This window comes from Pseudovibrio sp. Ad26 (assembly GCF_001623285.1).
GTDB lineage: Bacteria > Pseudomonadota > Alphaproteobacteria > Rhizobiales > Stappiaceae > Pseudovibrio > Pseudovibrio ascidiaceicola.
Map to the genome: position 1 here is coordinate 23,921 of NZ_LMCE01000050.1, position 20,928 is coordinate 44,848.

Genomic DNA, 20,928 nt, shown 5'->3' on the forward strand with positions numbered 1-20,928 from the left:
GCCGAAATCAGATTGATACTCTGACTTGAAACGCAAGCCAGTGTTTCCCCGAGGTCAGGAGCTACAAGCATGTTTGACAAGGACTATGATGTAACCTTTTCACTCAAACGGCTTTGGATACTCCTCGGCGTTGGCATGGTCCTCGCCTTTGGCGTTTTGCTCTTCTTCGGCGCTGAAATTTATCGCTTGAAACCACCGATCCCGGAGATGGTGGTCTCAGATAATGGCGATATCATCTACACGAAAGATGATATCGAAGAAGGGCAGAATGTCTGGCAGTCTCTGGGGGGCATGCAGCAAGGCAGCGTTTGGGGGCATGGCAGTTATGTCGCGCCAGACTGGTCCACCGATTGGCTGCACCGCGAAGCACTGGCACTGCTCGATGTTTATCACCGCGCCCGGGTTGGTTCCGGCTACACACCACCAAGTGATGAGCAGCGCGCCTTCCTTCAAGTGCTTATTGAAGACGAAATGCGGCGCAACCGCTACAATCCAGCCAATGAGACCATCACAATTTCAGATGATCGGGCAATTGCTGTCAGGAGGGTGGAGGACCACTTCACCAGATTATTCGCGTCCTATGACAACATAGACGGACAAAATCTACGCGACGATTACGCTTTCCCCCCCAACATCCTGATCACTCCCGAACAAGCCCAAAAACTCTCCGCTTTCTTCTTCTGGACCTCCTGGAGTTCCGTCACCAACCGGCCAGAGGATACAATCTCCTACACCAGCAACTGGCCGCATGAACCATTGGTCGGCAATCAGCCAAGCGGAGCAGCCTTCATCTGGACCATTGTCAGCATCCTGCTGTTGCTCGGCTGTGCAGGCGCTCTGTGTTTTTACTACGTGCGCCAATATGATTTATGGCGCGAGCGCATTGTGCCGGAAGGCGGTGCCGCATCAAAAAATCCGCTGGCGAATGTAAAACTAACCTCATCCATGCGGGCAACAGCCAAATACTTCTGGGTGGTTGTGGGTCTGATGGTTGCGCAGGTGGCACTGGGGATTCTCACCGCTCACTACGCTGTTGAAGGTCAGGATCTTTACGGCATCCCGCTGGCAGAATTCATCCCTTACTCCATTTCTCGCACTTGGCATACTCAACTCGCAGTCTTCTGGATCGCAACTGCATGGCTGGGCACCGGCCTGTTCATGGCGCCACTGCTTTCTGGCAAGGATCCAGCCTATCAAACCCTAGGTGTTAACTTCCTCTGGATCTGCCTCATCATTATCGTGGTGGGCTCCTTTGCCGGTGAATGGCTCGGGGTCAATCAGTTCTTCTCCCGCACCATGAACTTCTGGTTCGGCCATCAGGGCTATGAGTATGTTGATCTGGGCCGTTTCTGGCAGATCTTCCTCTTCATCGGCCTTCTGCTCTGGTTGGTGCTCGTCCTGCGCGCGCTTTACCCAGCCCTCAAGGGTGGACATAACCGGAGCCTCATCGCCTTGACGCTGTTGTCAGCCACAGCCATCGGCTTGCTCTATGGCGCAGGTCTGTTCTGGGGGCAAAACACGCATATCAGCGTCATGGAATACTGGCGCTGGTGGGTTGTGCATTTGTGGGTTGAGGGTGTCTTCGAGGTGTTCGCGACAGCCATCATTGCGCTCATATTCGTGAACCTCAAGCTGTTGCGCAGCTCAACAGCGGCTGTTGCCGTCATCTTTGCCACCATCATCTTCATGTCTGGGGGGGTGCTTGGCACGTTCCACCACCTGTATTGGAGCGGTACACCTATTGGCGTGTTGGCGCTTGGGGCAGTGTTCTCAGCGCTGGAGGTCGTTCCTCTGCTGGTCATCGGCTTTGAGGCCTATCAGACACACAAGCTGGAACAGAACACTCAATGGATCAACCATTATAAGTGGCCGCTCAACTTCTTCGCCTCGGTTCTGTTCTGGAATCTGGTTGGTGCGGGTCTGCTCGGCTTCTTCATCAACCCGCCGCTGGCGCTCTATTATATGCAAGGGCTCAACTCTACACCGGCCCACGGCCACGCCGCCATGTTTGGTGTGTACGGGCTGCTTGGAATCGGCCTCATGTTGTTCTGCCTGCGCTCGCTCATTCCCAACAATCGTTGGAGTGACAAGTGGCTGCAACAAGCATTCTGGGGGCTCAATATCGGCCTTGCCATGATGCTCGGACTCTCGCTGATTCCGCAGGGAATCTATCAAGCTTACATCAGCTTTACTGAGAGTTATTGGCTTGCCCGTGCACCAGAAACGATCCACGGACCGGTTATGACTGCATTGGTCTGGGCACGTGTGCCTGGAGATATTGTTTTTAGCTGGGGTATCTTTTCCATCGTCATGTTCATGTATCGCGCTTACTTCGGCCAGCCAGTAAACGAAAAAGAACAGGCGGCAGAGGCTTAAGGTGTGAAGTGCACTTCCACACTGAGCAAGTGCTTACAAAACCGTCAAGAACAGGCCTCGCTTCATTAGCCAGCGAGGCCTGAAAACGTAGCGGCCAATGCCGTTTGTGGCGGACCGGCAACACATACTTTCATTCATGTGTATAGCCATGTGCATTGCGTAAAAGTGTATCTACAACTAGAAAGAGCTATATATACTGGCTACGATTTTTAGTTTTATTTCCGTAAGGTACATTTCTTAGTTGCTTAGATTTCCGCTGTTCCATCATGAACTGACGCGGGTTCTGCGCATTTCAGGTCCTTTGATGCTGGCCATGTCCGGCAGAACTCTGATGATGATCGTAGACCGACTGTGTCTCGCCGCCTATTCCGAACAGACCCTCACGGCCTCTGGCCCGGCGGTCTTCATGGGCATGTCTGCAATCTCCTTCTTCTCCGGTGTTACCCAGATTGGCCGATCGGTCATCGCTGAAGCTTATGCCCGCAGCGGCATAAAAGAGGCACACAAAATGGGTGGCAGGCTGTTCGCCGTCGCAATCCTGTGTGTGCTAGGTCTCAACCTCACTCTGCCTTTGCTCATGAACCTGTCGCAATTCAGTGGTCGCTCAGGCGAAATCATTGCACTGGAAAATATCTATCTCAGCTGGGCTATGCTGTTTGGGTCCATCATGATCCTTGACGGAGCAGCGAGTTGCTATTTCGGTGCTATCGGCAACACACGGCTCATCTTCAAAGCCAGTATTGCAGGTCAACTGGTGTCCTTGCCCATGACCTATGTGTTGGTGTTCGGGCTCTATGGATTCCCTGAGCTTGGTATGGCGGGTTCGGCTATCGGCACAGTGCTCGGCTCCCTTGCTGTATTGGTCGTTTACCTCACCCAGACACCACAAGCCCTACGCGATGCTGCTTTGAATGAGGCGAAGGTGTTGATCACCAAGTCACGCCGTGCTTTTGAGGTTCTCGCGCTTTTCAAACGCGGCGTTCCTTTGGGCGCTCATGACAGCACGGATGAAATTGGCAACACTGCCATCATCTGGGCCGTTTCCATGGTGGGAGCCACCGCACTGGCGGCCAACAACTTCAACGTCATTCTCAACTACGTCGGCATCATTCCTGTGATCGGTATTGCCAATGGTGCAACAATCCTTTCCTCACAAGCCATTGGCCGCAATCAGTTTGAGCGCATCCCAAAGATAGCGAGCGCTTCCCTGTTCGTAGCGTTTTCCTACGTGGCAGTCGTGACAGTGCTGTTGCAAAGTTTTGACCGAGAGATCACCTCTCTGTTTTCACTTGGCAACTACGGGCAGGATATCTTCGAGCTGTCGATCTCCGTCACCTCGCACATTTGGTATTATGCGGTGGCTTTCGCTGTTTCCTTCATCGCCAGCGGCATACTGCAAAGCTTTCACCAAAACACATTTGTCTTCAAAACCCGCATTCTCACCATGTGGTTTGGCAGCGTCCCGGCTTCCTATCTGATTGCTTACAACTGGAGCATTGAGGAAGGCGCGCTTCAACTCATCTGGATCTCACTCAGCACATTCGAATTGGGTCTCGGCCTGCTGTTCACAGCCAAGATCTTTTCCTGTCTGAAAGAGCACAATCTGCCGGAGCCAGTGTGGGAAAATGATATTAAGAGAACAGAGGTCACTTAATCTACAATTAATATTAGATTTTTCTAATTTATATTTCTCCAGCACTGGAAGAATGGGCGCAGTTCGTTTTAGGCTGCTTTCAACGCACTGTAATGCGCGTTCTATTCTCTTCAAATCCACAGAGTGCAGGCGGAGTTCACTATGTTATCACACACCAATTATCGGCGTATTTTCAAGCTCTTTTGCATTTATGATATGTTGGCATTGACTCCCTTTGCAATTCCATTCCTCAATAACGCTCACCTTGAAACCTTAAGCTATTTCAATGTGGTGCTCGGCGGGCAAGCCTGGCCCACCTTCTTGCCAATTCACTTGCTATTTGGGCAAATGCTGGGCGTTCTGGGTGCAGGTTGGGCCGTCTGGCGATGGCGCAACATGTCGTTTTCCATCGGCAGATATGAGGGCTTTCTAAGGTTCTTCTTCGCCGCTTCCTTGGTCTCGGCATTTGCTCTGACGCATCATCCCATCCTGCTGATGTTCGCTGCGATTGATCTCGTTGGCGGAGCCCTGCACATAGTTCGTCCTGTCGCAGCAGATCAGATCGGCAACCAACCGCCAGCAAAATCCTATCGCAGAAGTGTCTCCACATAATCTGCCACATCTCTGGCATCCACGGAGGCCTCGCGGACCAGCCAATCGAAATGGTCGGTAAGCGAACTGACCCTTTCTGCTTCACGGAATGCCAAATAGCATTGCCCGACATACACCACCGCCAGATTAGGGCCGAAGATGGTAATCGGTGCACTGAAGACCTTGTGCGCATCGAACAGGAACAGGCGTAGTCGTGGGAACATCTGACGGCAGGTGTCTGCCACGAATTTCAACTGCTCAACCCGCGTTTCCTTATCCAGGTGAGCGTAATAACCAATGCCCTGCGCACAGGCTTGTATCTCATGAAGCGGGATGGCGATTTCATAGTCAGACTGACGAGAACGCAACCAATCCAGTTGTCCGCTAATTGACCCTACCACCTCTTCAGGATCCAACCCGCGAAACGAGGCATACTCCCACGCCAACATACGATCTGTTTTTAAAATGTCGGGCAGAGTGGCAGGTACGTGGCGTACTTTCAGCCCAGTCGCTTCTTTGTGCCAATTGAGGATCTGCTCATCAACGGAGGATCGCTCTGCCGGGCTCAAAGCCATCGCAGCGGCAATGATATCTCCCGGGCGCTCCGGCCTGTTGGTGAGCCCCAACAGCCAATCCGCACTCACCCCGAGCGATGCTGCCAGATCAGCCAGCAGCTGGCCGTTGGGCAACCGCGGATTTTCGTTGTTCAGCAATTGGCCAACGGTAGAGCGATCAACACCGGCATTGCGAGCCAGCTGGCTGCGCGTCACATCTGCCTCTGCCATCGCTTCGAATAACCGGTTTCGAAACAAAGTAGCTCTGTCGCGCTTGTCCATCAAATTCACCATTGCAGATTATAATCAACAAAATGAATTTATTGCAGCTAATATACCAAATGTCCAATCCGCATTTTTTCCGGTAGCAACGAGAGGAGGAATTACATTCTTACCTGGACATCTTATATGGACTCTGCATCACGCATTTTTACAAAATCAGTTACCTGGCAAGTCATGGGACTTTTCACTATGACGTTGATCGGATTTATTTTTACGGGCTCCGTCACGCTCGGTGGCGGCATTGCCATCGTCAGCTCAACCCTTGGCTTCATCTTCTACTTTTTGCATGAAATGGTTTGGTCCAACATCAAGTGGGGCCGCAAAATTGCCGGTGCAGACACACAGCAGAAAACGCAGAGTTAATCTATTGGAGCTGTCTCACAACTCCCCTCGTCCTCTTAGCACGCCAAAGACCTCTCCATACTCAGGAAACGCAAGGTCGGGCAGGCCGACAGCCTCCTGAAAATCCACCCATCGCAGTTCAGTATGCTCATCGCCAAGGTTCTTTGTGTCACCTTGCCACTGGGTCACAGTGAACAGATGAAAGACAGTTGTATCATGCTGATCGTTAACTTGAGTTCTGAACTCAGTGAACTTGGCAAAGGCTTCTGCTTTAATGTCCACTTCCTCTTTCAGTTCCCGCAAAAGGGCCGCTTCCAGCTCCTCCCCGGCTTCAACATGACCACCGGGGAAACTCCAAACGCCCGGGAAATTCCGCCGGGCCGGGGACCGAAGCCCCATAAGGACATGGTTGTTTCGCAGCAGCAGCCCATTCACAATATCAGTCATCCAAGAGCCTCCCTTAAACCCGAATCTGAACCACGAAGTGCTATCTTAAAGAGGCACTTCGTGGCTGTTCACATCAAATCTCCTTAAATCGTGCACCTTTAAAGCAGCGCACAGGATTTCCACGTTCTAGTTCATGATGAAGCTGTCGCTGTGTTTTCCGCAGGTGGTCCTTTTCTGTCACAGAAAGACCTGCAATTTTCTCCTGCAAGCGCTGAACAGCGAGTTGCTTGTTGCGATGTTGCGAGCGCTCATCTCTTGCCACCACAGCGAGACCTGTCGGCACGTGGGTCACACGCACCGCGCTTTCAGTCTTGTTCTGGTGTTGGCCGCCCGGGCCACCAACGCGCAAAGTCTCAAACTGAAGTTCTTCCTGTTTCAGTTCTCCGCGGTCCTCCGTCAGGGATGGCAACTCAAACACGCCAATGAACCAGTTCTGCCGTTTGTGGATGGGGCGAAACGGACTCTGGCATGTCCACTTGATAGTGCCATACCATGATCTGGCAAAAGCCTCCTTGCCGCTGCCTGAGAGTGTGACCTCAACAGACGCCACATCAACAGACGGCCCGTACTGTTCAGGATCACACACGATTGAGAGTCCGAGCTTTTGGGCTGCTTTTTCCATGGTGCTGAGGGTATGGCGAAGTGCGAGCCTGCATTCCGCAGGCCCGTCTCCAGATGTCACCAGCAAGCGCAAAGATGCGTTCTGTGTCATCGTTTGCCCCTCCGCTCATCCGCGCCACGCGCTGTCTTGAACGTAACAACAGGCGTCATCACCCCAACGCACGTGGCAAGCTCTGCCTCAACCAGTTGGCTTAAGACATCCTCTGAGTTTTTGTAGGCCTGCGGAGCTTCTTCCACCAGGAGCTGTTTATCCTCGCACACAACGCGCCCGCCGTAAGACGTACGCGCCAAAGCATTGCGAACGGACTTCTGTTTCGCGATACGCCCATGCATGGACGCGCGGTCGTATTTGCGCCCTGCTCCATGCGCCAATGAGGACAGCGCCTCCGGTTTGTTGCCGGTTGGTTTCAGCAAAAAGCTCTTTGCATCTCTGGAGCCTGCTAGCGGCACCAGATCTACATCCGCTTTGGCTGCGCCTTTGCGGTGAAGGAACGCATCGCCATAGCGCTCAATGAGGTTGTGGCTGCTGTCCACCACCAGCTCCACATCACAGCGCAGCGACGCAGCTGCTCGCTCTGCAATCACTTTGCGGTTTAAGCTGGCCCATCGCACAGCAAGGTCGTGCATTTTGAGGTAGTCGTGAGCGCGCTCATCCTGAGCTGCCATCCCTTCCGGACCAAGCGCCGCATAATCATCAAAGATGCCAGCTCCGAAGGAACGAGAACCGGAATGCACGAAGAGCAGTACGTCGCCTTTCGCAATACCGGCTTTAGCGGCAAGGTCCGGATCTGGCGTTTCTGCCAGAACCTGCACCTCGCAGAAGTGATTGCCACCGCTAATCGTACCGATGGCATGGGGAGCCAGATCCTCTGGCAAACCGGCAGCCCGCAGATGCGCCTGCCCTTCTTCCAGATCAGAATGATCCTGAAGCGCACGCAGGCGATCCGCCAGTTTCTGCGGCTTTAGTTTGTGAGCACTGAGCGAGGTGCGGAACACGGTCATGCCGCAGCCAATATCATTGCCGATCATGTGCGGATGCACACGGTCAGACAGAATTGCGACACCGACCGGGCCGGGATGCAAATCAGGAAATGCCGCGATCTGTTTAACCGCTTCAAGCTCAGCAAGTTTGTTAAGTTGAACCTCTGCATCCCCTAGGATCCAGGCAGAAGTCCCATAGAATTTATGGATTGGCGCAGGCGCACTGGCAGCGCGGGTCGCGCAATCCAAGCGTAAATTGCCCATGAAAATGGCCTATAGTTCTTGAAAGTATCTTCGAGCGTTGCTCGAAAGAAGATCCTAAAGGCCGCTAGCGCTGGCTCTGAGAAGGATCAGTGCCCTTTGAAGGGCGAAACGCGGAAAGACATGGTTCGCTCCAAACTGTGCTGCGCACCAATTGCTGCAGCTGAGGGCTGGGGAGATAACAGACAGACGCTGCAACGTCAATGTGACTATCCCAATCACACCAGTCACCGTGGCTGGACAACAACACCAAGATGTCTAGGGTACTGTGCAAGCAAGGGGAGACAGTCATGCGGGTTTTGGTCGTTGGTGGAACTGGGTTTCTGGGTGGAGCCATAACGGATGCACTCGTCGGTGCAGGGCATCAGGTTGCTGTGCTGGTGCGTGGAACGACCAAACGATCTTTACCAGATGGCGTAGAGGCCATTGCAGCAGACCGATATGGTGATTTGAGTGTTTTGAAGCAGCACAAGTTTGATTGGGTCTTTGACACATGCGCCTTTTCACCGGACGCAGTGCGCAGCCTGCTGGAACCACTGGGAGACCAATTGCAGCGCTATGTGTTCATCTCCTCAATTTCAGCCTATGGCACATTTGCGAAATCGCGCCTGAATGAACAAGACCCGGTCCCGAATGCCACCGAAGATGATCTGGCAATCTCTCGAAGTCTCTCCCCCGCAGAACGCAGTTCAGCAACCTCCTATGGTGCTTCGTATGGTGTGCTCAAACGGGCATGTGAGCTTGCTGCGGAAGAGGTTCTTGGCGAGCGGGCCACGTCCTTGCGGGTGGGCCTGCTGGTTGGTGCTGGCGACTACACGGACCGGCTGACCTGGTGGATCCGCCGCATCGACCAAGGCACATCGCAAAACCCAGCTGTCCCAGCTCCTGCTCCATCATCAAGGCAGGTGCAGATGATTGACGTCCGGGATGTGGCTGATTTCGCGCTGGCCTGTGCTGAGACCAAACGCGGAGGCATCTGGAATGTCACCAGCTCTCCGTTTCAACTAGGTGATCTGCTGAAGGACATCATTTCAGAAGCTGGCTCCCCTGCCCGACTGCACTGGGTGGAAGAAGAGCACATCATTGACGCAGGTATTCAGCCGTGGACCGATCTGCCCGTCATGATGCCGTCCCTTCCAGACTACGCACACTTCATGAACGTGGACACCTCCCAAGCAGAGGCAGCCGGTTTAACCTGCCGCCCGCTCAGCGAAACACTTGGCCCACTGCTGGCATGGGATCGTACCCGGCGTGATACAGCTCTGAAGTGCGGTTTGACAGAAGAGCAAGAAGCCGCACTGCTTCAACAACACGTGGTGAGCTGAACATTCATCTGGCTGCACCGTTTATCGGGTTCCCACAAACGGTGCGGTCTTGAACCAGCGTTCCTCTTGCAGGGTCTGCAACATGAATACACTGAGCTGGTTTACATCCACGCGAAAGCCCTGGGCCACGGTTTCATTCGTGTGCAATTGGCCCTTCACGCCTGAAGCGATGAGCGGCGGGCGGATGGATGTCCAGTTGAGACCGGATCCCGCCAGCACTCGCAACTCGGTCTCTTTTGCCGGAATGACCACCGGTGCAACAACGCTCAGGATCGTACGCATCAATTTGCGGCTGAAAGTCAGTGGTTCATTTCTATATCGTGTGCCTGTGCTTGCCAGATGAACCACTCGTTCAACACCGGCATCTTGCATTGCATCAACGAGCTGGAGCATCGCTCTTTCAAAATCAGCAGGTCTCAGAGGTGAGCGCCGTGTTTCTGGTGGGCCTATGGTGGTGAGCACGGCATCCACATCATCAACCAGCTCTCGCACGCTGGCCGCGCTGAAGTAATCACCAAAGATCACATCAACGCCTTCGGGCACCTGCTCTGCTGAGCGAGCGCTGCGCACCAGCGCTCTCACCTCGTACCCTTGCACCAACGCAGCCTTACACAGCTCCCGGCCTACAAAACCGGAAGCGCCCAGTATTCCCAGTTTCATGGTAATGCCTTCACACCTTGGCAGAAGCGCCAAGCGCCTTGCGGTACATGGGCACCAGCATGGTCTTTGCTTTTGCCATGCGTGTAAACCAGCTGGCTTTCACAGTGCCGATTGGCGGCACATCAGAGACACCTGTCTGGCTGCCAAGGGTCACGACCATCATATTATCGTTGGTTTTCGGTTTATAGCTCTTCAGCTTGGCCTGCGGGTTCTTCAGAAGTTGCAGGACGTTGTGAGCAACAGTCTTAACGTGACCGCGCACATACAGGGCCTTCTTCACCTCATTGATCCCGGCAATATCGCCCAAGACAAACACATTGCTCTGGCCCTTCATCCGGAATGTTTCATCAACAGCAATGTAGCCCCGCGCGTCGAGCAGATGAGACAGGTCCTGTTGCATATAGTCCGTGTTGGGTTTGCCGCCCACGCACCAGATGATCAGGTCGTACTCAACCACAGCACCGCTGGAGAGTTTGGCCTGCCCGGCCTCTGCATTCTGTGAGGCAGAAGGTGCTGGTGAGAGAACGCGCTCGCCCAGCATGAACGTTACCCCTCGCTGCTGCAGCACCTTGATCGCATGTTTTGCTGTCTTACGAGAGGTGCCTTTGAGAACTTCACCGCTGGATTCGACCAGAACAACAGATTTTTGCGGGAAACGTTCGGTGATCTCGCCCGCCATCTCAATGCCAACAGGGCCACCGCCCACGAGCAAAATTTTCTGTGCAGATTCAATCGCACCATGGGTCGATTTGAACGCAGCGTGCCGCTCACTCGTAGAGCCGGAGGTCGGGCGGATCAGCTCTGAGGGATACCGACTACCTGTTGCCAGAATGGAGATATCAGCCTCCAACGTATGTTCAGCGCCATCGACACCAACGACGTGCCCTGTCTCTCCGGTAAACCGCTCCAGCTTGCCGTGAATGAAATCCACGCCCTTCAAAAAAGACTGAAATGGCATGACTGCCTGATGAGCGTAATCTGGTTGAACGGCAACGCGCGGCATAGCCATGGGCACTTCGAAATAATCAAGCGAGCTAACAAGCTTCACATTAGCGTGCTTTGCAAGCTGGGTTGCAAGAGCCGCCCCTGCAATTCCACCGCCATAAATTACAACTGACTTGGACATGTCTTTACTCCATTCTGTTGCGCCTTATATACTACAATGATTAAATAGTTCAATATTATAAATATTACTTTTTTAAAGCAAACCTGATATGACGCCACCTGCAGACTTGAGGACGTGAATGAAATGAAAGACTTACCGGCAAGCATGCTTGTGCTTTTCCAGTTTCAGGAAATTTTGGGACGTATCCATAAATCCTACTCGGAATATGCTGATAAGCTCACCCCTACAGAAACCAATATGCTGCTGCATCTGGGCGAACCGGTGCGCATGGGCAAACTCGCGGACCTGCTGTTCTGCCTGCCCTCCAACGTGACTGTGCTGGTTGATAAGTTCGAGAAACTGAGCCTGCTCCAACGCCAACGCTCAGCAGAAGACCGCCGTGCGATCGAGGTCGCTCTCACAGACAAGGGGCAAGCGCTGCGCACTCAGACCATCAAACACATTTCAAAAGTCATTGAAGAGCAATCCGGTCTTGAGCAGGAAGATTTTGAGAAGATTCTGGACGTGCTAAAGCAAAAGTCGATTATTGCCGGCTCCTGCGGGGCTTGCCCATCTGCTGAGGGTTAAGAGTTTCCCTGCCATCTTGGCAACAAACAGTTTTCAACTTAACCTATGCATATGACTGAGTATTTTGAACTTCTTGCTGCAGGCGACCGTGATACGATTTTACTGACAGCCGCCGGATACTTCGCACTAATGGGCGTGTACTCGTTGATATACATGTACCGGATAAGCAAATGGCCAAGTGTCATCGGTAAACTGCATGAAGAATCTGTCCATGGCTGGGGTGGTGGTTCAGATGATGGAACCAATTACAGAGCGAAGGTGCTTTACAGCTACTCCGTTAATGGTGTGCCCTATGAAAACAATAGGATTAACGTCTGGCACGTCCAAGTATCCTATAATCTGCGGGCATTGTTGAAATGGCAGCTCCGCTACATAGATCACCACGACAACTCAGAGGTAACAGTGTTCTACCATCCCGGTAAGCCGCAAAAGGCCTACCTGGTTGCTCCCGGATGGAAGCAAATGGCCTTGGTTTTCATGATGAGTTTTGGACCCGTAGCGCTTATCCTCTCGGCGCTGTAGATCATCTGCCAGTTTGTCTCGTATCCAGTTTAGGTCTCTCAAGTCCAACAGCGACAGAACCTCTAAACATATGTATCTACCGCTAGCACTGGACACATCCGCCAAGGTGTTCCAAACTGTTACACATCCCCAAGCCACACTTTCCCCCGTGGCAACGGCACCCCATCCGCGGTGTGCGATGATAATCCTAAGACCTACCGTAACTTTTCAGAGCCTCGAAGCATGTTAAAATTTGACCACATCACGGTGATTGCGCCGACCTTAAGTGATGGCGTAAAGCACGTTGAAGACTGCCTTGGTCTTCAGGTTCCTTTTGGCGTTTGTCATGATTACATGGGAACACACAATCATCGCCTCCAGCTCGGTGGAGCGATCTATCTTGAAATCGTTGCACTTGATCCAGCCTGCCCTGCTCCCAATCGTGCACGGTGGTTTGGTCTGGATAGTCAGGAGACCGTCAAAGCCGATTGGAACACCGGACAGCGTTTGAGGGGCTGGGTTGCTGGCGTGGAATCAATTGACTCCGTCATCACCAAACACCCCAACATCTTTGGAGAGCATGTTCCTCTACCTCAAGACGGTCCTGAGTTTGCCTTTTCGATTGCCAAAGATGGAAGCCTCCCGCTGGAGGGCGCTGCACCTTCCCTGATTGACCGCTACGGCGTGTCTGAGTCCTCCTCAGACATTCCGGACCTGGGCGCAAGACTTGAGGCGTTTACGCTAGTGCATCCTGAACCAGAAGCCATAAGAACGCTTTATCGCGACCTCGCAATCAACTTTCCAATTGAAGTTATTTATGGCCCTACTATCAGATACTCGGCCAAGATCTGCATATTAGAAGAGTTGAGGGAGTTAACGTGAGCAGAACTCCCCCAGCTTCCATTAATAATTACACCAATTAATACTTTTACCAATTGATCAAAAAACTTCGTTTTGAAGTTTTATTCGTGACTGATAAATATTTTCACTCTAATACTTTTGCGAAAATCTAGTAAAATTTGCTCTGACCTACTTGCGCAATACATATTTTCAGGTTAGTTAGCCGACTTTAGCAGAACAATCTCATCAGGCTGTATTCAGCCTCGCAGTGCATGTAGTGCAACTACCGGCAAACGGTAATGTTATTTCTACTTCTTGCTGTGAGCGCTGTTTTTGCACGCGCCTACTTGCGCCCTGCTAAGATTTACTGTCTCAAAAAAGTTAATATGCATCAGGATCTAGAACATGGCACAAACCCAAGTTATGGATGAGACTTCACGCGGCCAATCCCGCCTCATGGAGCCAGCCATCCTTCCCGTCTGGCTTAATCAACGTGCCATCTCCAACCGTGGTTACATTGGGCTTTGGATCTCGATGGCGGTGATCATCGCAACCTTCCAGCTGGGTGCTGGCGGTGTGGCGGGTCTCCCTCTCCCAATCGTTATTGCAACAATCTTCTTCGCCAACCTGCTGCTTGGCATCGTCATGGCGATGACCGCTGACATCGGCACTGAGCATGGCATCTCCTTTGCCGTCTATCTCCGCGCACCGTTTGGCACCGTGGGCACGCACATTCCCTCTATCACCCGTGGTGTTGTGGCAGCCATCTGGTTTGGCATTCAGACTTACCTTGGCGCTCTGGCACTCAACGGCATTTTCTCCTACCTCACAGGCTTCGATAACTGGGTGGTCTGGTACATCGGCTTTGCCGTGCTGCAGGTGGTCAACACGGCCATGGGCATTCGCGCTGTTGAGCGTCTTGCGAAAATTGCCGCTCCAGCCATCATGGCAATCTCTGTGTGGATGTACTTCACGCTCGATAATCTTGCCACTGCAAGCGGAAAAGACATCTGGTCCTTTGCAGGCGATGCGGAAATCTCCATCGTGGCTTTGTTCGTAGCCAACATGGCTTTCTGGTCCTCGCTGGCGGTGGACATTCCAAACATCACGCGCTTCCTGCATGTTGAAGCGGGCACCAAAAGCTTTTTCAAACGCAACAAGAATGTGTTTCTGGCGCAGTTCATCGCCCTGCCGGTGGTGCAGAGCTGGATCGCGCTGATCGGCGCTGTCTCCTTCATCGCAGCTGGTGACTGGAACCCGATCACCGTTATTCAGGGCCAGGGCACCGGCATCACGCTGGTTGTTCTGCTGGTTATGGTGGTGCTGGCGCAGTGGTCCACCAACACAAGTGCAAACCTGATCCCGGCAGCCCTCACCTTTGTGAATGCAGGCGCTCCATGGATCACCTATGCCATGGGTCTGGTTCTGGCCGCGATTGTCGGTACGCTGGCAATGCCTTGGCTGATCCTCGATCACCTCTTCACATATCTGGGCCTTTACGGTGCCATGCTGGCAGCATTGGGTGGCATCATGATCTGCGATTACTTCGTGATCCGCAAACGCCGCCTCAATGTGCCAGAGCTTTATCAGGAAGATGGCCAGTTCAAGTACATCGCAGGCTGCAACCCTGCAGGCCTGATTGCATGGGCTGTGGGCGGCGCACTGGCGATCTACATGATCGACCTGTCCTACTTCGTCGGTTTCTTCTCCGCCTTTGCACTCTACTGGGTGCTGATGAAAGCGTGGATCCTGCCGAAGTTCAAACAGGATGAACTGGTGCATTCTGATGACGAGAAGTATCTGGCAACCAGTGTCAAGCGCAACTGGGTGTATCTGGATGGTCAGGGCATGGTGAAAATGGATTGCGCCAGCATTCCCACCCACGCTCTCTCCCGCGAAGATCTCTAGGTCTTGCTGACGCGTTAGAAATGAGAGCCCCTTGCGCCTGCCCGCGTGAGGGGTTTTCTCTTTTGGGATTACCCGTTAATGTTCAGGGGTCATTTTCAAAAGTGCATGTTTTATGAATACGCCCACACAACTTGCCATACCGCCCGTTTCCCTTCACGAAATCTGCGAGGCTGACGCGCTCGAAGTCCTTGAGTTTGAGAGCAGCAACAGCACTTTCTTTGAAAAGTGGGTGCCCGCCCGCGGGCCTGAGCATTTTGAGGAAATGTCACTGCGACAAGTCATTAAAGGCCTGATGGCTGATCCTGACCGGTTTTATCTGGTCCGCTCTGGTACAGGCGAGCTGGTGGGCCGCATCAACCTGCGTAAGTTGGACAAAGAGCCTCTGGACACTGTTGAGCTGGGCTACAGAGTTGGCGAAAATCATCTGGGCAAAGGCTACGCCAAAGCAGCCGTTCTTGCCGTTGCAGAGCAAATGCGGGCTGATGGCGCAATGAAGCATCTGGAGGCCTTCGCAGCAGACAACAACCCTGCCTCATCCAACGTGCTATTGGCCTGTGGCTTCCGTTGGGATAAAACAGGCACGAAGACCGTGCAACTTAACGACAACCCATTGACGTTGCACCGCTTTGCTCTGACGCTCTGAGACTGGACTTATCCAGCCCGTAGTATCTCTGACCCGCGCAATTACAGACGATTTAAGCGTCAATCACGCTTACACTCCTCTTCCAATAAGAAAGAAAATGGAAGATGGATCCACTCGTCATACAGGGTTTTGGGCTGGCGGCCTATGCCGTCAACATGGTTGGCTTTTCCACCAAACGTGATCAGCTGTTTCGCAGCTTGCTTTTTGTCAGCTGCTCCCTGTTTTGCATCCATTATGTGCTCATGGGCGCGTATGTGGCGGGCACCAACCTTGGCATCAACGGAGTGCGGTCTTTCGTATCCCTGCGCTTTAAGGGCTATACATGGTTCGCCCTCTTTGCCGTCATCCAAACCGGTATGAGTGTGATGGTGTATGAAGGGCTCATCGACCTCCTGCCATGGTCTGCCTCGCTCATGAGCGGCTTTGCACTGTTTTGCCTGAGTGGCATCCAGATGCGCATCGCCATGCTTGCCTGTGCTCTCACGTGGATGGTCAACGCCCTCATTGTCGGATCCTGGGGTGGATCGCTGAACGATATCACCAACGCCGCTCTGCTTGTTTTCACCATCTACCGCATGAAAACCGCAAATGAACGGGAGGCCCAGCCCGTCTAGCCTTGACTTTCCGTAGCACTCAATCTCACCCCACCAAAACAACCCCAAAAAACGCCGGATTTTCAGCGGCTTGGTCAAGGCCTATAAAGTTGATGATGCATTATCTGGCAACAAAGAAAGCAGGGTTGGAGAGCCGATGCCCGTTTACCTGACCGGCCTTGCGACAGCGGTGCCGCCCTACGAATTACCCCAAACACTGGTACTGGATTACGCCCGGCGGATTCTTGGACCAAAGTTCGCGCAGTTTGAGCGCATGGCTGGCACTTTCCTGTCCGCTGGCGTGAAGAGACGTTACTCTTTCGCCCCGTTGGAGTGGTTTTTGGAACCACAAGATTGGAAAACCCGAAATGAGACCTATCTGCGCGGCGCAACGGATCTGTTTGTTACCGCCGCTCGCAAAGCACTGATTAAAGCAGTATTGCGCGCAGATGAGATCGACTGTGTGGTAACGGTATCCTCCACCGGCATTGCGACACCAACGCTGGAAGCCCAAGCCTGGAAGCAGATGGGCTTTCGCACAGACATTCTGCGCGTACCGGTGTTCGGCCTTGGGTGCGCAGGTGGTGTCTCTGGTCTTTCCATCGCGCAACAACTGGCGCAGGCCAAACCGGGCAGCAACGTGCTAGTGGTCGCGCTGGAAGGCTGCACCCTTTCCTTTCGCAGTGACCGGCTCACCAAAGCCGATATCATCGCCACCGTTCTGTTTGGCGACGGCGCAGCAGCAGCTTGTCTTTCCACCAGCAGGCCTGAGGGATCAAAGCCCCTGTTCGAGCTGGGTACGGGCCATCAGGAGATGTGGCCGGACACACTCAACATCATGGGCTGGAACGTTGAAGAGCATGGCCTGGGCGTGGTGTTTGACCGTTCGATTCCAGATTTCGCAACCGAGCATTTCCGTGATGTCACCGAGCGGAGTTTGACTGCACTCACCATGGACATGGATTGCGTTGATCGTTTTGTCTGCCATCCGGGCGGCGCGAAAGTGGTTCAGGCGCTGGAGGGCGCGTTGGACCTGCCAGCCAATACGCTGGATGTGGAGCGCGAAATTCTGCAGGAGTACGGTAACATGTCCGCCCCAACCGCCTTGTTTGTGCTGGAGCAGGTTCTCGAGCGCTCCCCGCAAGGCAACATGGTCCTGTGCGCACTTGGTCCCGGTTTCACAGCCTCCTTTTTGCCTGTGACCACTGTTGCCAATGAGGCAAGCGGGCGCTGGGATACCACCCGTTTCCAGAGACCAGAGGGGGTGATCAATGCCTGATGCTTCCCTTCCTGCCGTACTCTTTCTGGCGTTCATCGTTATTCAGCGTCTGTCCGAGCTTGTCATTGCCCGCAGCAACACAAAGCGTTTGCTGGCTGATGGGGCCTATGAGGTTGGCGCCTCACATTATCCACTGATCGTCAGCGTGCATGTGGCGTGGATCATCGCACTCGTTGTACTGGGCTACGACAAACCGGTCTCCATGCCGTGGTTGCTGGTCTTTGCGGTCCTGCAGGTGTTCCGCCTCTGGATCCTGCTGAGCATGGGCCGCCGCTGGACCACCCGCATTATTGTGGCCAAAACCCCATTGGTGACCAAGGGACCGTTTGCGTTTGTTCGCCATCCCAACTACTTGCTGGTGGCACTGGAGATCTTCACCGCCCCTATGGTGCTTGGCCTGTTCCCGATCGCCTTTCTGTTCTCCGGCTTTAACGGTGCACTCCTTGCCCTGCGAATTCGCGTGGAAGATGAGGCCCTTACGGAGTTGCGGTAGAAAAGACCTTTGCACAATATGAAGTTATCGGCTTGAACCTGATAGAAGATATTGATATATCACTGTCAAATTTAAGCTGAGGGCTGCACAACATGACTGCAGCGCCTGCCAGATAACTTCATGTGCCGAGGAAACGATGCTAACAGGTTGCCATCTCATCGCCGGAGAATGGGTCGATAACGCCCAAAAATTCGAGTCATCCCCGTTCTCAGGCCCTGCCAAGAGCTATTCATGCGGAACTTCTGATCTGATCGACCGCGCTGTTCAGGCTGCTGAAGACGCCTTCATGACCTTCGGCTGGACCACCCGCGCAGAACGCGCCAGGTTCCTGCGCACGATCGCGGACGAGATTGACGCGCGCGGCGCAGAAATTACCGAAGTCGGCTGCGCAGAAACCGGACTGCCGGAAATGCGCCTCAACGGCGAACGTGGCCGCACCGTTGGCCAATTGCGTCTGTTTGCCGACCATATTGAGAAAGGTGAGTATCTGGACCTCACCCACGACGAGGCTCTGCCAGACCGTGCTCCTCTGCCGCGCTCTGACCTGCGTTTGAGCCAGCGTCCGGTTGGTCCAATTGCCGTATTCGGCGCTTCCAACTTCCCGCTCGCCTTCTCCACCGCTGGCGGCGACACTGCCTCTGCGCTGGCAGTTGGTTGTCCGGTGGTTGTGAAAGGCCATGAAGCTCATCCAGGCACCGCTGAAATCGTGGCACAAGCCATTGATGCGGCGATCCAGTCTTGCGGCATGCATCCGGGCGTGTTCTCACTGGTACAAGGCGGCAGTCGTGAGGTTGGCACCGCGCTGGTTCAGCATCCGCTGATCAAAGCCGTTGGCTTCACCGGTTCCCTTGGTGGTGGCCGTGTACTGTTTGATCTGTGCGCCTCCCGCCCTGAGCCGATCCCGTTCTTCGGCGAGCTGGGCTCCATCAATCCAAACTTCATCTTCCCGAACGCACTCACCAATCGTGGTGACGCGATTGCGGCAGGTTGGGCAGGTTCCCTGTGCATGGGTGCAGGCCAGTTCTGCACTAATCCGGGCGTGGTTCTGCTGGTGGAAGGCGCTGAGGCGGATGCCTTTATCGCCAAGGCTCAAGAAGCACTGGGCGCTGCTGGTGAGCAGCCAATGCTGACAGATGGCATTGCAGCGGCTTACCGCTCTGGCGCTGAGAAAATCGCTGGTGAAGCAGGCGTTGAAGAGCTGGTGGGCACGGCCTGCGCAACCCGTGGTGCCAAGCCATATATGTTTGTGACGGACGCCGAAAACTGGCTTGCGAACAAAGAGCTGCAGGAAGAGGTGTTCGGCCCACTTGGCATCATCGTCAAGCTGAAGAACATCGAGCAGATGCAGGATGTGGCGCGCACCATTGAAGGCCAGCTGACCTGCACCATCCACATTGATGCCGCAGACCATACAGAGGCCCGTAAGCTGATGCCATTGCTGGAGCGCAAGGCAGGCCGTGTGCTGGCAAACGGCTTCCCGACTGGCGTGGAAGTGTGTGATGCCATGGTTCACGGTGGTCCTTACCCGGCCTCCACGAACTTCGGTGCAACCTCAGTTGGCACCATGGCAATCCGCCGCTTCCTGCGTCCGGTTTGTTATCAGGATATGCCACTGGAGCTGGTTCCCGGTTTTGAAATGGAAGAAATGGCGTAAGCCAGCCTCCCACAGGCTAAAGAAGCAAAAGCCCTGAGCACATCCGCTCAGGGCTTTTCTTTGTTTACGTCAATCTAACCGCTTAAATTGCGTTCTGCCAAAGAGGTATCAGGTCTTCGGCAAAACACCCCAAAAGTGCTTAAGCTGCCAGATTGCGCAAGCTTTCGCCGTCAAACACATGGCATTTATCAAGCGCCATGTTGAAGCTCAGCGTTTCCCCAGCATGCACTGTGCGCGGATTATACATGATGGACTGAACCGGAGAGCCTGCCAGCTCCGTAAACAAAGTTGCCTCTGAACCCAGATCTTCAGAGAGCAATACAGGCAGCTGCAATTGCGCGATTTCGCCCGCTGTTGGCAACGCATTGCCTTCTGGCGAAATATCCTCTGGCCGCACACCCAGCTTTACCGCCTTACCTGCTTCGAGAGTATTGCGCAGACGCGCTGGAGCGCTCAGCTCGCTGCCATCGCCTAATTTCAGCACAGGGTCGCCATTGCTGCTGGCCACATGGGCATCAATCAGGTTCATGGGCGGAGACCCGATGAAGGTTGCCACGAACGTGTTGTTGGGCTTTTCAAAAACCTCGCGCGGACTGCCCACCTGTTCGATGATGCCATCACGCATGATCACGATCCGGTCTGCCAAGGTCATGGCTTCCACCTGATCATGGGTCACATAAATGATGGTGTTCCCCACGCGTTGGTGCAGTTTTTTGATCTCAATGCGCATCTGGGTACGCAGCTTGGCATCCAGATTGGAGAGCGGCTCATCAAACAGGTACACATCCGGGTGACGCACGATAGCACGGCCCATGGCAACACGCTGGCGCTGACCGCCGGAAAGCTGCCCCGGCTTGCGCTTCAGGTAGGGCTCCAACCCCAGAATAGCCGCGGCATCCGCCACACGCGTCTCAATCTCACTTTGAGAAACACCTGCAATTTTGAGCGAGAACCCGAGGTTCTTCGCCACTGTCATATGCGGGTAGAGCGCGTAGTCCTGAAACACCATAGAGATGTTGCGCTGGCGTGGCGGCATATCATTGACCACACGATCACCAATGAGTAGCTCCCCGCCAGAAATCGTTTCAAGGCCAGCAATCATACGCAATGTAGTGGATTTTCCGCAGCCGGATGGGCCAACGAAAACAACGAATTCCTTGTCTTTGATCTCCAGGTCAATGCCATGAATGACCTTGGTTGGACCATAAGACTTTTCAAGATTTTTCAGAGTAACTTGTGCCATGCTTTCCC

General features: G+C 53.7%; 21 protein-coding genes. 14 read left to right on the forward strand and 7 right to left on the reverse strand.

The window, feature by feature from the left end:
* Positions 1-69: 69 nt before the first annotated feature.
* From PsAD26_RS11245 to PsAD26_RS11255, 3 genes are all read left to right on the forward strand, one after another.
* On the forward strand, positions 70-2,376 hold the full coding sequence (locus tag PsAD26_RS11245; RefSeq protein ID WP_063310489.1) for a nitric-oxide reductase large subunit: 2,307 nt from the start codon (positions 70-72) through the stop codon (positions 2,374-2,376).
* Between the two features lie 241 nt (positions 2,377-2,617).
* Complete coding sequence (locus PsAD26_RS11250) at positions 2,618-4,030, forward strand: MATE family efflux transporter (protein WP_063310490.1); 1,413 nt, start codon at positions 2,618-2,620, stop codon at positions 4,028-4,030.
* Between the two features lie 195 nt (positions 4,031-4,225).
* Positions 4,226-4,621 (forward strand): hypothetical protein, encoded by a 396-nt coding sequence (locus PsAD26_RS11255; RefSeq protein ID WP_208985639.1) that lies wholly within the window; start codon positions 4,226-4,228, stop codon positions 4,619-4,621.
* On the opposite strand, the gene PsAD26_RS11260 is transcribed toward PsAD26_RS11255, so the two are convergent.
* Positions 4,597-5,436, reverse strand: a complete 840-nt coding sequence (locus tag PsAD26_RS11260; RefSeq protein WP_063310491.1) for a helix-turn-helix transcriptional regulator — start codon at positions 5,434-5,436, stop codon at positions 4,597-4,599. The genes PsAD26_RS11255 and PsAD26_RS11260 overlap by 25 nt on opposite strands.
* Positions 5,437-5,562: 126 nt before the next feature.
* Between PsAD26_RS11260 and PsAD26_RS11265 the strand changes: the two genes are divergently transcribed.
* Positions 5,563-5,799, forward strand: coding sequence for a DUF2061 domain-containing protein (locus tag PsAD26_RS11265; protein ID WP_063296718.1), 237 nt, complete (start codon positions 5,563-5,565; stop codon positions 5,797-5,799).
* Positions 5,800-5,814: 15 nt separating this feature from the next.
* Here the strand turns inward: PsAD26_RS11265 and PsAD26_RS11270 are convergent, their stop codons facing one another.
* The 3 genes from PsAD26_RS11270 to PsAD26_RS11280 all read right to left on the reverse strand — a co-directional run bounded on the left by PsAD26_RS11270 (position 5,815) and on the right by PsAD26_RS11280 (position 8,091).
* A complete protein-coding gene (locus tag PsAD26_RS11270) occupies positions 5,815-6,225 on the reverse strand; it encodes an NUDIX domain-containing protein (protein WP_063310492.1) in 411 nt (136 codons plus the stop codon).
* A gap of 73 nt (positions 6,226-6,298) precedes the next feature.
* The gene (gene prfH, locus PsAD26_RS11275; protein WP_063310493.1) at positions 6,299-6,937 is read right to left on the reverse strand and encodes a peptide chain release factor H; all 639 of its coding nucleotides are present in this window, start codon (positions 6,935-6,937) and stop codon (positions 6,299-6,301) included.
* Positions 6,934-8,091 (reverse strand): RNA ligase RtcB family protein, encoded by a 1,158-nt coding sequence (locus PsAD26_RS11280; protein WP_084403644.1) that lies wholly within the window; start codon positions 8,089-8,091, stop codon positions 6,934-6,936. The genes prfH and PsAD26_RS11280 overlap by 4 nt, the downstream gene beginning before the upstream one ends.
* A 287-nt stretch (positions 8,092-8,378) precedes the next feature.
* Here PsAD26_RS11280 and PsAD26_RS11285 point away from each other — a divergent pair, with 287 nt between their 5' ends.
* Positions 8,379-9,413, forward strand: a complete 1,035-nt coding sequence (locus PsAD26_RS11285; RefSeq protein ID WP_063310494.1) for an NAD-dependent epimerase/dehydratase family protein — start codon at positions 8,379-8,381, stop codon at positions 9,411-9,413.
* Positions 9,414-9,434: 21 nt separating this feature from the next.
* Here PsAD26_RS11285 and PsAD26_RS11290 read toward each other — a convergent pair whose 3' ends face one another.
* Both PsAD26_RS11290 and PsAD26_RS11295 read right to left on the reverse strand, forming a co-directional pair.
* Positions 9,435-10,073 (reverse strand): NAD(P)H-binding protein, encoded by a 639-nt coding sequence (locus PsAD26_RS11290; protein ID WP_063310495.1) that lies wholly within the window; start codon positions 10,071-10,073, stop codon positions 9,435-9,437.
* Positions 10,074-10,083: 10 nt separating this feature from the next.
* Complete coding sequence (locus tag PsAD26_RS11295) at positions 10,084-11,199, reverse strand: FAD-dependent oxidoreductase (RefSeq protein ID WP_063310496.1); 1,116 nt, start codon at positions 11,197-11,199, stop codon at positions 10,084-10,086.
* A gap of 123 nt (positions 11,200-11,322) precedes the next feature.
* Here PsAD26_RS11295 and PsAD26_RS11300 point away from each other — a divergent pair, with 123 nt between their 5' ends.
* From PsAD26_RS11300 to PsAD26_RS11340, 9 genes are all read left to right on the forward strand, one after another.
* Positions 11,323-11,766 (forward strand): MarR family winged helix-turn-helix transcriptional regulator, encoded by a 444-nt coding sequence (locus PsAD26_RS11300; protein WP_063310497.1) that lies wholly within the window; start codon positions 11,323-11,325, stop codon positions 11,764-11,766.
* Positions 11,767-11,817: 51 nt separating this feature from the next.
* A complete protein-coding gene (locus tag PsAD26_RS11305; protein WP_208985640.1) occupies positions 11,818-12,288 on the forward strand; it encodes a DUF3592 domain-containing protein in 471 nt (156 codons plus the stop codon).
* Positions 12,289-12,510: 222 nt separating this feature from the next.
* Entirely contained in the window at positions 12,511-13,149 is a 639-nt protein-coding gene (locus PsAD26_RS11310) for a VOC family protein (RefSeq protein WP_063310499.1), read from the forward strand.
* A 363-nt stretch (positions 13,150-13,512) separates the two neighbouring features.
* Positions 13,513-15,015 carry an NCS1 family transporter gene (locus tag PsAD26_RS11315; protein ID WP_084403645.1) on the forward strand — a complete coding sequence of 501 codons (1,503 nt, stop codon included), beginning with the start codon at positions 13,513-13,515 and terminating at the stop codon, positions 15,013-15,015.
* A 112-nt stretch (positions 15,016-15,127) separates the two neighbouring features.
* The gene (locus tag PsAD26_RS11320) at positions 15,128-15,658 is read left to right on the forward strand and encodes a GNAT family protein (protein WP_063310500.1); all 531 of its coding nucleotides are present in this window, start codon (positions 15,128-15,130) and stop codon (positions 15,656-15,658) included.
* Between the two features lie 104 nt (positions 15,659-15,762).
* Positions 15,763-16,272, forward strand: coding sequence for a YgjV family protein (locus PsAD26_RS11325; RefSeq protein ID WP_063310501.1), 510 nt, complete (start codon positions 15,763-15,765; stop codon positions 16,270-16,272).
* A 136-nt stretch (positions 16,273-16,408) separates the two neighbouring features.
* Complete coding sequence (locus PsAD26_RS11330; protein WP_084403651.1) at positions 16,409-17,530, forward strand: type III polyketide synthase; 1,122 nt, start codon at positions 16,409-16,411, stop codon at positions 17,528-17,530.
* Positions 17,523-18,023 (forward strand): isoprenylcysteine carboxylmethyltransferase family protein, encoded by a 501-nt coding sequence (locus tag PsAD26_RS11335; RefSeq protein ID WP_063310503.1) that lies wholly within the window; start codon positions 17,523-17,525, stop codon positions 18,021-18,023. Before PsAD26_RS11330 ends, PsAD26_RS11335 begins: the two co-directional genes overlap by 8 nt.
* Positions 18,024-18,159: 136 nt before the next feature.
* Positions 18,160-19,677, forward strand: coding sequence for an aldehyde dehydrogenase (NADP(+)) (locus PsAD26_RS11340; RefSeq protein ID WP_063310504.1), 1,518 nt, complete (start codon positions 18,160-18,162; stop codon positions 19,675-19,677).
* 139 nt (positions 19,678-19,816) lie between these two features.
* Here the strand turns inward: PsAD26_RS11340 and ugpC are convergent, their stop codons facing one another.
* Positions 19,817-20,920 carry a sn-glycerol-3-phosphate ABC transporter ATP-binding protein UgpC gene (gene ugpC, locus PsAD26_RS11345; protein WP_063310505.1) on the reverse strand — a complete coding sequence of 368 codons (1,104 nt, stop codon included), beginning with the start codon at positions 20,918-20,920 and terminating at the stop codon, positions 19,817-19,819.
* Between the last annotated feature and the right edge of the window lie 8 nt (positions 20,921-20,928).